We start from the raw sequence: 10,811 nt of genomic DNA on the forward strand, positions 1-10,811 counted from the left end.
GGTCAACGAGAAAGCGCCCGGTCTTGGCCGGGCGCTTTCTTCGTATGTGCTGGCGTCTACCAGATATTGCAGCGATGCCGGTATCCGTCGTTGCCGATATAGGTGTCGGTGCGCGCGTCGTAGGAGCGATATCGGTCGAAACAGGCGTCCACATGGGCTTGGCGCGAACCGTCGCGATAGTCCCGCGTGTTGGTGCCATAGTCGTCGTAGTAGCGCGCCTGTCGCGGCCCGCGATACACCGGGCGGGCCGGGACCGTGTCCTCATAGCTCGGCGGGGCGACACCATAGGCGGGGTAGGACGGGCGCTGCGGCGGGTAGTAGGTCGGGGGGGCCTGCTGGGGCTGCGACAGGGCCGAGCCCAGAAGCGCGCCGGCGGCGAGACCCAGCGCGCCGCCCAGAAGCGCGTCGCCGGCATTGATCCGATTGTGGTGTCGGCGCTGCGGGGGATAGTAGCCTGGAGGCGGCGGAGGCGGGGCGGGCTGGCCGATATAGCCCGGCCCGTTGTCCCAGGCCTGGGCCTCAGCAGTGCCAAGGCTCGTCGCCAGCGTGCAGGCGGTGAGGACGGCAAGAAGAATACGCATGGTTGCGAACTCCAGAGCGACGGATGCGCCGCCCTTCGGGCTCCCGGACCATCCGAGGTCTCGAAGCGGCTTTGTTGCGTTCATCATTAGCGGCGCCATCCTGAACGACGGCTGAATGTCATTCCGGCAATTGATGCGGGCGTGGCAAAAGAAAAGGGGCCGGCTGCGCGCCGACCCCCATCATGCATGAGACTTAAGCCGATCAGAGGCGGCAGATGCGGCGCTCGCCCGCGCTGTTGGCGACATAGGTGTTGGTGCGCGGATCGTAGGTGCGGTAGCGCGCGGCACACCGAGCGACCTGATCGCGGCTCACCGCCGCGCCGCCTTGGGCATTGCCGGCCGCCGCCGCGCCGAGCGCCGCGCCGGCCGCAAGGCCGAAGATCGTCGCCGCCGTGGAATCGCGGCGGTCGCGGTAGTTGTCGCGATACCAGCGATTGTAGCGGCGATCGTCCCAGCGCCGGGCATCGCGCCGGAATTCACGGCAGTCTCGCGCGCCTGGGTTGCGGGCGCAGAAGCGCTCCACGAACCGCTGCCGTTCCCGGAAGCTCTGCGCCTCGGCCGGCGCGCTGAAGGTGACGCTGCCGGTTCCCAAAACCACGAGGGTCATAAAGACCTGACTGAAACGACGCATGACAAATTGCTCCCTTTGAAATGAACCGGCCCGTCGGGCAAAGCGCCCTTGAGGGAGGACGGACATCCGAATGCGAGGCCAACGCGCCTCGCTTCCGTCCCGTTCCGACCGGTGATGGAGAAAGCAAGTTAGGCTTATTGATATGAACGCGGCCTGAACGGGCTGCGACGTCCCGCCACGGCAAGGACCGGTGGAAAAGCTTCAGCTGCCATGGCCGGAACGAAGAGTGAACGCTATCTCTGGCCCATGGCCAAGATGACATTGATGGACAAGCTCGCGATCCTCAGCGACGCGGCGAAATACGATGCATCCTGCGCTTCGAGTGGCACGACGCGTCGCGACTCGATGAAGAGCGGCGGCATCGGCTCCACGGAAGGCTCGGGCATCTGCCACGCCTATGCCCCGGACGGGCGATGCATCTCGCTGCTCAAGATCCTGATGACGAACTTCTGCATCTACGACTGCGTCTACTGCGTGAATCGCTCCTCCTCGAACGTCGCCCGGGCGCGCTTCACGGTGGAGGAGGTGGTGAAGCTCACCATGGCCTTCTACAAGCGGAATTATATCGAGGGCTTGTTTCTCTCCTCCGGCATCATCAGAAGCTCAGACCACACGATGGAGGAGATGGTCCGCATCGCCCGGAAGCTACGGATGGAGGAGAACTTCTCCGGCTACATCCATCTCAAGACCATTCCCGACGCGGCGCCCCGGCTGATTGAGGAGGCCGGCCTTTTCGCCGACCGCCTGTCGATCAATATCGAGCTGCCGACCGACGTTGCCCTGGAAAGCCTGGCGCCGGAAAAGAAGCCGCGCGACATCCGCCGTTCCATGGGCCACCTGCGCATGAAGATCGACGAGGGCAAAGGCGAGGCGCGAGACCGGATCAAGCCGCCGCGCTTCGCGCCGGGCGGCCAGTCCACGCAGATGATCGTCGGCGCCGATGGCGCGGACGACGAGACGATCCTCACCCGGTCGGAAAATCTCTACGGCAACTACCGCCTGCGCCGGGTCTACTATTCCGCCTTCTCGCCCATTCCCGACGCCTCGAACCGGCTGCCGTCCGCCAAGCCCCCGCTGATGCGCGAGCACCGCCTGTATCAGGCGGACTGGCTCATGCGCTTCTATGGGTTCGACCGCGCCGAAATCGTCTCGGGCGGGGAGGGCGGGATGCTCGATCTCCAGATCGATCCCAAGCTCGCCTGGGCACTGCGCAACAGGGACAAGTTCCCGGTCGACGTGAACAAGGCGGACCGGGACATGCTCCTGCGTGTTCCCGGGCTCGGCACTCGTTCAGTGGACGCGATTCTCTCCTCGAGACGGCACCGCACGTTGCGACTCGACGATGTCGCCCGGCTGTGTCGCTCCATCGAGAAGCTGCGCCCGTTCGTCTGCACGTTGGATTGGACGCCGGGAACGCGACTGGACGGCGAGAATTTGCGTAGCCAACTAACGCGCACGGCAAAGCCCGAGCAGCTCTCGCTTTTTTGAGAGAGTGCTGTAACTTGGGTTTATCTTTATCTCGGAATTTCAGCCGTCGCAGCGCGCGGAGGTTGCAGCTTTGTGGCGATGAATCACAATTTCGTCATGATCAATGTATGAAACCCTGGGGTAGATGGGAACGTGGGTAGGCAACACGGGCGAATCCGGTCTAACGTCATCCAGGCTGGGTGGTCGATCGTCCTACTCGCAAATGTTGCATTTCCTGATAGGCCGAGACGGTAGATGGTCGAGATGCAATATGGAGTTTCCGAGTTGAAGGCCGAACGCGATCCTATTGATGTGCAGGTGGGCGCGCGCTTGCGTTTGATCCGCACCTCCCGTCGCGTGTCCCTGGAAGAACTGGGGCGCCGGATCGGCGTGACCTACCAGCAGATTCAGAAATACGAGACCGGCGCCAACCGAATCAGCGCCAGCACGCTGTATCGAATCGCCAAGGCCTTCGAGACGAGCCCGATGTTCTTCTTCGAAGGGCTGGACGAGACCGAGGCATCCCGGCCCGTGGCGAGCCGCGAAACGCTGCAGTCCTCCATCGCGCTGTCGCGCATTCCCGATGTCGAGGTGCGCCATCGCCTGCGCGCGCTGATCGAGGCGCTGGACCCCGAAAGCGGTCGCTAGGCGATACACTCGTTTTTCTGAACGCGACAACTCGAGCCGGCGCATGCGCCGGCTTTTTCGCGTGCGGTCAGGCCGCCAGTGGCAGCGCGCGCTCGGTGAGGGCGACCCAGTAGGACGCGCCGACGCTCAGCGCCTCGTCGCAGAAGTCGTAGCGGGGGTGGTGCAGCCCGGCGCTCGGCCCGTTGCCGATGAACAGGAACGCCCCCGGGCGCTGCTCCAGCATGAAGGCGAAATCCTCGCCGCCCATCAAGGGCGGGATGGAGCGCCGCACATTCGCCTCGCCCACGATCTCCGCCGCGACGTCACCGCAGAAAGCCGCCTTTGCGGCGTCGTTGAGCGTCACGGGATAGTTGCGGTTGTAGATCGTTTCGGCGGCAAGCCCATGTGCGCTGGCGATGCCGGCGGCGATCTCGCGAATGCGCGTTTCGGCGAAGCTTTGCGTTTCCAGCCGAAGCGAGCGCACCGTGCCCGACACGGTGGCGCCTTCGGGAATGACATTGCGCGCGAAGCCTGAGTGGAACTGCGTCACCGACACGACCAGCGAATCCAAGGGATCGACGTTGCGCGAGACGATCTGCTGCAGCGCCTGCACCAGGGCGGCCCCGGCCAGGATCGGGTCCCGCGTCTGGTGCGGGATCGCGGCGTGCCCGCCGCGCCCGTCCAGCTGGATCGAGAATTCGTCGGTCGCGGCCATGATCGGCCCGGGATTGATGGCGAACGTGCCGACCGGCAGGCCCGGCAGATTGTGCATTCCGTAGACTTCCTCGATGCCGAACCGCTCCAGAAGCCCGTCGTCGATCATCGCCTTGGCGCCGGCCCCGCCTTCCTCGGCCGGCTGGAACACGAAGACGACGGTGCCGGCGAAGCGGCGCGTGGCGCAAAGCTCGCGCGCGGCGCCCAGCAGCATGGCCATGTGCCCGTCATGGCCACAGGCATGCATGGCGCCGGGGCGCTGTGAGGCATAGGCGACGCCCGTTTCCTCCACGATCGGCAGCGCGTCCATGTCGGCGCGCAGCGCGATCGTCCGCCCGGCTGCCTGCCCTTTCGCAATCCCCGCGCCCTTCGCGATGCCGACGACGCCGGTGCGTCCGATGCCGGTCGCCACCTCGTCGCAGCCGAACGCCCGCAGCTGGGCCGCGATGAAACCCGCGGTGTCATGGACCTCGTAGAGAAGTTCGGGCATGGCATGGAGCGTCTGGCGCCAGGCGGCGAGGTCGGAAGCTGTGTCTTGAAGGCTCTGCGAAACGGGCATGGGAAGTTCCGAGGGATGCCATAGAATGGCGACAAATGAACCTTCTTAAAAAGTTCGGCCTATCCTGGCACGAGTCGGGTGCAGGTGCGAAGGGGCTGAAGCCTGCCGTTTCGCTGGTCGTGGGGAAAAGAGAGGACGAGGATGCGGGCGAAGGCTCAGCTGCGGAGTTTCGTTCTGGCCGCGTTGTTGGCGGGCGCGCCGCTGGCCGGCGGCGCCATGGCCGCCAATACGATCGCGATCGATGTCGCGACCGGCAAGGTTCTGTCGCAGTCCAACGCCACGCAGCGCTGGTATCCGGCCTCCACCACCAAGCTGATGACGGCCTATCTCGCGCTGAAGGCGCTGGAGGAGGGCAGCGTCCAGCTCGACACGCCCGTGGTGATGACGCGCGACGCGGCGCGCCAAGCGCCCTCCAAGATGGGCTTTCCGCCCGGCTCCGTGATGCGCCTCGACGTGGCGCTGCGCATGATGCTGGTGAAATCGGCCAACGACGTCGCCTATTCCATCGCCCAGACCCTCGGCGGCGGCTCGGTCGAGGTCTTCGTGGCGGCGATGAACCGCGCCGCGATCGACCTTGGGATGCAGGACACGCATTACATCAATCCGAACGGCCTGCCGGGCGAGGGGCAATATTCCAGCGCCAAGGATCTCGGCATCCTGGGCGTTGCCATCCGCCGGCAGTTTCCCGCCTTCACCGACTATTTCTCCACCGAGGCGATCGCCGCCGGGCAGGCCGTGATGAAGAACGGCAACGGTCTTCTCGGCCGCTACAAGGGCGCCGACGGCATGAAGACCGGCTATATCTGCGCGTCGGGCTTCAATCTCGTGGCCTCCGCCACGCGCGACAACCGCACGATCGTCGCCGTGGTTCTGGGCGCCGAGGGGCCGATCGTGCGCGAGCGGCTGGCGGCGGAAGTGATCGAGAACGGCTTCAACACCAACCCGCGCTCGATCCGCGAGACGGTGCAGGACCTACCCCATTCCGAAGGGCCGCCCGCCGACATCAGCGCCGCGGTCTGCTCGGCTGCCGGGCGCACCCAGCGCGCCAACGAGCGCGAGAGCGAGGACACGCGCGCCGAGACCTTCGGCTCGCCCTATCTCACCGAGATCACCCGCCCGCCGGCGAGCGTGCCGGTGGCGCTGGGCGGCGCGGCGGCCGGGCGCGGCTTCGACGCCGGCATTTCGATGATCGCCGCCTACGGCATTCCCATTCCGACGCCGCGCCCGACCGAAAGCGGCGAAGCGAACTCGCCCGAGCGGCGCGCGCTGGACGCCCGCCAGAACGCCATGCGTCCGGGCTCCGATCTTCTCGATACGGCCGATCGCGTCGCGGGGCGTGCGCCGTGAGCGCCGTGCCAGAGACCGCGCCGGAAGCCGTGTCCGGTCCGGTTCCCGTCACGGTGCTGACGGGCTTTCTCGGCGCCGGTAAGACGAGCTTTCTCAACCGGCTCCTTCGTGCGCCTGAAGCGCGCGACACGGCGGTGATCGTCAACGAGTTCGGCGAGGTCGGGATCGACCATCTGCTGGTGGAGACGGCGCGCGACGGCGTGATCGAACTGGCCGACGGCTGCATCTGCTGCACCGTGCGCGGCGATCTCGTGGACACGCTGGCCGAGCTGGTGGACCGTGTACAGACCGGGCGCCTCGCGCCCTTCCGCCGTGTCGTGATCGAGACCACGGGTCTTGCCGACCCGACGCCGATCCTCGCCATGCTCATGGCCCATCCCGTGTTGCTCCAGCATTTCGCGCTGGACGGCGTGGTGACGCTGGTGGACGCGGTGACCGGGGCCGCCTCGCTCGCCGAGCGCGCGGAAGCGCAGCGGCAAGTCGCCTGCGCCGACCGGCTCCTCGTCACCAAGACCGATCTCGAAGCCGGTTGGAACGGGCTTCGCTCGGTGCTTGCCGCCCTCAACCCGCGCGCGCCGATCCGCGATGCGGCTGGGGCGGGCGCGGCGGATGTCTTCGGCTGCGGCCTGCTCGACCCGCAAACCCGCCAGGCCGACCTCCGGCGATGGATGGGCGAGGCCGCGCTCGATCATGGGCACGAGGGGCACGACCACCATCACCATCACGAGCACGTCTGCGGCCACGCCCATGGCGAGCCCTGCGACCACGAGAGCCATGCGCGGCCACATGCGCATGGCGCCGTCGCCTCCTTCTCGCTGGTTCACGACGCGCCGATCGCTTCTTCGGACTTGGAGGCGTTTCTCGACCTCCTGTTCATGCGGCAGGGCGACCGGCTGCTGCGCATGAAGGCGGTCGTGCGCCTGCGCGAGGACGAAGTGCGGCCGCTCGTCCTGCATGGCGTTCGAACCTATCTCCATCCGCCGGTGCGCCTGCCGGCCTGGCCAACGGGGGAGGCGCCGCGCTCGCGCCTCGTCCTGATCGGAGACGGGCTGGACGAGCGGCTGGTGCGCGATCTCTTCGCCGCCTTCACCGGCGCGGCCCGCATCGACGCGCCGGACCGCGCCGCGCTTCTGGACAACCCGCTGGCGCTCGGCTCCCACACCTACTGAGGCGCGCTCGCCGGGCGTTCGCCCTTCGTGATCTCGAATCGCCAGCCACCGCCCTCAAGGGTTACGGGCGGCTCGGCCTCGTGGCCCTCCATTCGGCACAGATGCGCGAGATCGAGCGGGGCGAGCGGATCGTCGGCGAGGACGCTGAGCCGGCTGCCCGGTGCACGCCGGCTGAGCGCCTTCCTCGTGCGCAGGGCGGGCAGGGGGCATTTCAGGCCGCGCAGATCGAGCCGCCCGCAAAGATCGGTCTCGCCGTCCGCCGCGCCTTTGTTCGCCTCGGCACTCTTCCTATCTAAGCCTTCAGCCGTCATTCCCACCCACTCTCCCGAAGCGAACCCCATGAGCGATTACTCGATCGACCCGCAGACCATCGTCGATTTCTGGCGCGATCTCGGCCCCGAGCGCTGGTTCGCGCGCGACGACGAGCTGGACGCGACGATCGCTCAGCGTTTCGGCGATGTCTACGAGCGCGCGGCGGCCGGCGAACTCGACGCCTGGGCGGAGGAGCCAAACGGCGCGCTGGCGCTCGTTCTGCTGCTCGACCAGTTTCCGCGCAACATGTTTCGCGGCACGCCGCGCGCCTTCGCGACCGACGAGAAAGCGCTGCGCCTCGCCAAAGCGGCGCTTGCGCGGGGGGACCATTATCATGTGGGCGAGGACATCAACCAGTTCTTCGCCTTGCCGCTGATGCATTCGGAGGCGCTGGCCGACCAGGAAGAGTGCGTGCGCTGGATGGGGGAGATCGGCGAGGAGAACGTCTCCTACGCCGAGGAGCATCGCGACATCGTCTCCCGCTTCGGCCGTTTTCCTCATCGAAACGCGATCCTCGGCCGGGACACAACACCGGGCGAACAAGCCTTTCTCGATGGCGGGGGCTTCGCCGGGTAGGACATCGCGGAGATGTGATGCGATCGGGGGATGAAAAACCCTCCGGTTGTTTTTGGGCGGGTTTTTAAAGATCGCCTTAATAGGGAGCGCTTACGCTTATCCTTCAGGATTCGAGGGCACGGCGCGGAGGCGTTCCATGAACATCGCCGAGCAGATAGGCGCGAAGGACGAAGCGGACGCTACGGCACCTCAGTCGCCCCCGGCGGACGGCGCTCTCGACCGCGTGGCCCGCGCCGAGCATTTGCGGCTTCTGAAGCGGGAGACGACGGACGCGGTCCGGCTCGAAGGTTCGCGCTGGATCTCGCTCTACGAGCCCCATGCCGCGTTTTCGCTGGTGGACGAGCTTCAGCACCTCTCGCGCCGGGCGATCGAGCCGAACCTCTTTTTCGAGCCGCGCTTTCTGGTGCCGGCCATGCCGCGGCTGGACGACAAGGCGGTTCGCCTCATCGTGGCGCGCGACGAAGCGGAGGGGCGCAGCCGCCTGCGCTTCTTCATGCCCTTCTCGGTGGAGGCCATGGCCTCGTTCGGCCGGCGCAAGGTGGTGCGCACCTGGACCCATCCGTTCGGCCGGCTCGGCGTTCCCCCCCTCGACACCGACGACCCCGATGCGACCGCCGCCAGCCTGTTCGACGCGCTGCGCTCTCCCGCCAAGGGCCTGCCGCCGCTGCTTGTCCTGCCGGACCTGCCGCTGGAAGGACCGCTGGCGCGGCTCCTGATGCGGACCGCCCTTTCGCGCGGCTTGTCGATGGCCCTGTCCGATCGGAGTTCGCGCGCGGTTCTCGACGCCTCCACCGGCGATCCCGACACCTATCTTCGCCGGGTGCTCGGCCCCAAGCGCCATCGCGACCACGGGCGGCGGCTGCGCCTCCTGAAGGCGCAGGGCGCGCTGGGTTTCGAGGCGGCCGGCGACGAGCGCTCGGTGCGCGAGGCCTTCGAGGACTTTCTTTATCTGGAAGCGGCGGGCTGGAAGGGCCGGGCCGGCAGCGCGCTGCTGCAGGACCGGCACCGTGCTGCGTTCGCCCGCGAGGCGGTGAACGGTCTGGCCGCGCAGGGCGGCGCGCGGGTCTACTCGCTGCGGCTGAACGGCGAGGCGATCGGCAGTCTCGTGGTTCTCCTGTCGAACGGGCGCGGCGTTGCCTGGAAGACCGCCTATGACGAGCGCTTCGCGAAGGCGCGGCCCGGCGCCCTCGTCGCCGCGCTCGCCACGGAGGCGATGATCGCCGATCCCGCGATCGGCTTCGTGGATTCCTGCGCCGTGCCCGATCACGGCATTCTCAACCCGCTCTGGCCCGGGCGGATGGAAATGGGCACGCTGGTCGTGGCGCTGGACCCGGCCGCGAACGGAACCGTGCCGACCATCGCCGCCGATCTCGAACGCCATCGCCGCCGCCTCCGGCAGCGCTGGCAGCGACGGGCTCGGCTGCGAGATATTCTGGAACGGTTCACCGTCCGTTAGAAGCAATCCAATTCTCAAGCTGCTTTTCCGCGCGTGGAACCGCTTCGCGATGCCGGCGCGGGTCAGCTTTTTCGGTGCCTGGAAGAGTCTGCCTCGGCCCGAAGGATCGCATGGCGGATATGCCCGTTCGCCCCTTCCAGAGCCTCGCGGGCGCGCCCCAGGTCGCAATTCGAAACGTCCGCCACCATGCGCTCGGCGCGTCGACGCAGCTTGTCGTTGGTCGGTCGCATGTCCACCATCCGGCCGCGAAACACCTTGCCGAGCCGCACCATGATGGCGGTGGACAGGAGATTGAGCGCGATCTTCTGCGCCGTTCCGGCAGCCAGCCGCGTGGAGCCGGCCAGCACTTCCGGGCCGGTGCGCAGTAGGATGGGGCGCTCGGCGGCGGCCAGAAGCGGTGCTGCCGGGTCGTTGGCGAGCGCCACGGTCAGCGCGCCGCGCTCGCGCGCGGCCTGAAGGCCGCTCAGCGTGAAGGGCGTGCGACCGCTGGCGGCGACGCCGATCACCGCGTCCCGCGCGCAGACCCCGGCCTCCGCGATCATGGCGCGGGCGGATTGCGTGTCGTCCTCCGCCCCCTCGCGGGCGAGCGACAGGCTGGTGACGCCGCCAGCCAGAAGAAACACCGCGCGTTCCGGCGGCCAGTTGAAGGTGGGCCCCAGTTCCACCCCATCCTGCATGGCGAGGCGGCCCGACGTACCGGCGCCGCAATAGACGAGGCGCGCCTCCCGGTCGTTGCCGAGCCGCGCGGCGATCGCCTCCACGGCCTCCTCGATCTGCGGCAGCGCGTCCCGAACGGCGAGAAGCGCGCGCTCCTGCCCGCCGACAAGGGCGCCCAGCAATTCGCCGATCGGCCGGGTTTCGAGGTCGCGAAACTGCGGGTCGGCGCGCTCGGTCTCCGGCAGCGCGTTGCCGGTGGGATCTGCGGTGAAAGAGTCGTTGGGGGGCGCCGTCATGGCTGGGAGCTTGGCCTTCGTCTGCGAATGCTCTTGAACCGCGCGACACGGGCAAAGGGTTCCGCGCCGACCCGATCTCCTCTCGCGCGCTGGCGAGAGAAGAGGGGAGGGCCGTTTTCTCGCGAACCCGATCGCCGCTCGTTCGTTGAGTTTACGACACCCAACAGGGAGAACCGACATGTCGGCAGGACAAACGAGCGGCACCGGCGCGATGACCGAACTCCAGGACGAGAAGGTCAACAAGAATCAGATCCTCAGCAATCGCGATAAGGCGCAGCGCGACGAGACCTTCGGACTCGATAGCCGGGGAACCAAGATCGATGAATACAAGGACGTGCCGTCCAACAAGCGCACGGACGACTGAGCGAATTTGAATAGCCTCATTGGGCGAGAGACCCGCCGCAGCGCATGCGGCGGGT

The 10,811-nt window shown here is 67.3% G+C and carries 12 protein-coding genes; 7 read left to right on the forward strand and 5 right to left on the reverse strand.

The window, feature by feature from the left end; genetic code table 11:
• Nucleotides 1-56: 56 nt before the first annotated feature.
• Together AUL32_RS02520 and AUL32_RS02525 are read right to left on the reverse strand one after the other, a co-directional pair.
• Nucleotides 57-581: a BA14K family protein gene (locus tag AUL32_RS02520; protein WP_061974628.1), complete on the reverse strand. Its 525-nt coding sequence runs from the start codon at nt 579-581 to the stop codon at nt 57-59.
• Between the two features lie 202 nt (nt 582-783).
• A complete protein-coding gene (locus tag AUL32_RS02525; protein WP_192847408.1) occupies nt 784-1,212 on the reverse strand; it encodes a BA14K family protein in 429 nt (142 codons plus the stop codon).
• A 246-nt stretch (nt 1,213-1,458) separates the two neighbouring features.
• Between AUL32_RS02525 and AUL32_RS02530 the strand changes: the two genes are divergently transcribed.
• Nucleotides 1,459-2,700: a putative DNA modification/repair radical SAM protein gene (locus tag AUL32_RS02530; RefSeq protein ID WP_062111479.1), complete on the forward strand. Its 1,242-nt coding sequence runs from the start codon at nt 1,459-1,461 to the stop codon at nt 2,698-2,700.
• A 234-nt stretch (nt 2,701-2,934) separates the two neighbouring features.
• Nucleotides 2,935-3,327, forward strand: coding sequence for a helix-turn-helix domain-containing protein (locus tag AUL32_RS02535; protein WP_061974632.1), 393 nt, complete (start codon nt 2,935-2,937; stop codon nt 3,325-3,327).
• 67 nt (nt 3,328-3,394) lie between these two features.
• Here the strand turns inward: AUL32_RS02535 and AUL32_RS02540 are convergent, their stop codons facing one another.
• On the reverse strand, nt 3,395-4,579 hold the full coding sequence (locus tag AUL32_RS02540) for a M20 aminoacylase family protein (protein WP_062111464.1): 1,185 nt from the start codon (nt 4,577-4,579) through the stop codon (nt 3,395-3,397).
• Between the two features lie 141 nt (nt 4,580-4,720).
• Here AUL32_RS02540 and AUL32_RS02545 point away from each other — a divergent pair, with 141 nt between their 5' ends.
• Complete coding sequence (locus AUL32_RS02545) at nt 4,721-5,926, forward strand: D-alanyl-D-alanine carboxypeptidase family protein (protein WP_062111466.1); 1,206 nt, start codon at nt 4,721-4,723, stop codon at nt 5,924-5,926.
• A 29-nt stretch (nt 5,927-5,955) separates the two neighbouring features.
• Nucleotides 5,956-7,095: a CobW family GTP-binding protein gene (locus AUL32_RS02550; RefSeq protein ID WP_061977701.1), complete on the forward strand. Its 1,140-nt coding sequence runs from the start codon at nt 5,956-5,958 to the stop codon at nt 7,093-7,095.
• On the opposite strand, the gene AUL32_RS02555 is transcribed toward AUL32_RS02550, so the two are convergent.
• A complete protein-coding gene (locus AUL32_RS02555) occupies nt 7,089-7,436 on the reverse strand; it encodes a sulfurtransferase TusA family protein (RefSeq protein WP_374700909.1) in 348 nt (115 codons plus the stop codon). The two genes, AUL32_RS02550 and AUL32_RS02555, sit on opposite strands and share 7 nt — an antisense overlap.
• On the opposite strand from AUL32_RS02555, the gene AUL32_RS02560 reads away from it, so the two are divergent.
• A complete protein-coding gene (locus AUL32_RS02560; protein WP_061974638.1) occupies nt 7,435-7,983 on the forward strand; it encodes a DUF924 family protein in 549 nt (182 codons plus the stop codon). The genes AUL32_RS02555 and AUL32_RS02560 overlap by 2 nt on opposite strands.
• Before the next feature lie 136 nt (nt 7,984-8,119).
• Nucleotides 8,120-9,439 carry a GNAT family N-acetyltransferase gene (locus AUL32_RS02565; protein ID WP_062111469.1) on the forward strand — a complete coding sequence of 440 codons (1,320 nt, stop codon included), beginning with the start codon at nt 8,120-8,122 and terminating at the stop codon, nt 9,437-9,439.
• 62 nt (nt 9,440-9,501) lie between these two features.
• On the opposite strand, the gene AUL32_RS02570 is transcribed toward AUL32_RS02565, so the two are convergent.
• Entirely contained in the window at nt 9,502-10,392 is an 891-nt protein-coding gene (locus AUL32_RS02570) for an N-acetylmuramic acid 6-phosphate etherase (protein WP_062111470.1), read from the reverse strand.
• 178 nt (nt 10,393-10,570) lie between these two features.
• On the opposite strand from AUL32_RS02570, the gene AUL32_RS02575 reads away from it, so the two are divergent.
• Nucleotides 10,571-10,756, forward strand: a complete 186-nt coding sequence (locus AUL32_RS02575; protein ID WP_062111471.1) for a hypothetical protein — start codon at nt 10,571-10,573, stop codon at nt 10,754-10,756.
• The last annotated feature ends 55 nt before the right edge of the window (nt 10,757-10,811 follow it).

The organism is Aureimonas sp. AU40 (genome assembly GCF_001463785.1).
In the GTDB taxonomy this organism is placed as follows: domain Bacteria; phylum Pseudomonadota; class Alphaproteobacteria; order Rhizobiales; family Rhizobiaceae; genus Aureimonas.

Coding starts and splice junctions, on each gene's coding strand:
- AUL32_RS02540 (WP_062111464.1), bottom strand. CDS start 4,579: ATGCCCGTTTCGCAGAGCCTTCAAGACACAGCTTCCGACCTCGCCGCC.
- AUL32_RS02560 (WP_061974638.1), top strand. CDS start 7,435: ATGAGCGATTACTCGATCGACCCGCAGACCATCGTCGATTTCTGGCGC.
- AUL32_RS02555 (WP_374700909.1), bottom strand. CDS start 7,436: ATGGGGTTCGCTTCGGGAGAGTGGGTGGGAATGACGGCTGAAGGCTTA.
- AUL32_RS02570 (WP_062111470.1), bottom strand. CDS start 10,392: ATGACGGCGCCCCCCAACGACTCTTTCACCGCAGATCCCACCGGCAAC.
- AUL32_RS02520 (WP_061974628.1), bottom strand. CDS start 581: ATGCGTATTCTTCTTGCCGTCCTCACCGCCTGCACGCTGGCGACGAGC.
- AUL32_RS02565 (WP_062111469.1), top strand. CDS start 8,120: ATGAACATCGCCGAGCAGATAGGCGCGAAGGACGAAGCGGACGCTACG.
- AUL32_RS02575 (WP_062111471.1), top strand. CDS start 10,571: ATGTCGGCAGGACAAACGAGCGGCACCGGCGCGATGACCGAACTCCAG.
- AUL32_RS02545 (WP_062111466.1), top strand. CDS start 4,721: ATGCGGGCGAAGGCTCAGCTGCGGAGTTTCGTTCTGGCCGCGTTGTTG.
- AUL32_RS02530 (WP_062111479.1), top strand. CDS start 1,459: ATGGCCAAGATGACATTGATGGACAAGCTCGCGATCCTCAGCGACGCG.
- AUL32_RS02525 (WP_192847408.1), bottom strand. CDS start 1,212: ATGCGTCGTTTCAGTCAGGTCTTTATGACCCTCGTGGTTTTGGGAACC.
- AUL32_RS02535 (WP_061974632.1), top strand. CDS start 2,935: ATGGTCGAGATGCAATATGGAGTTTCCGAGTTGAAGGCCGAACGCGAT.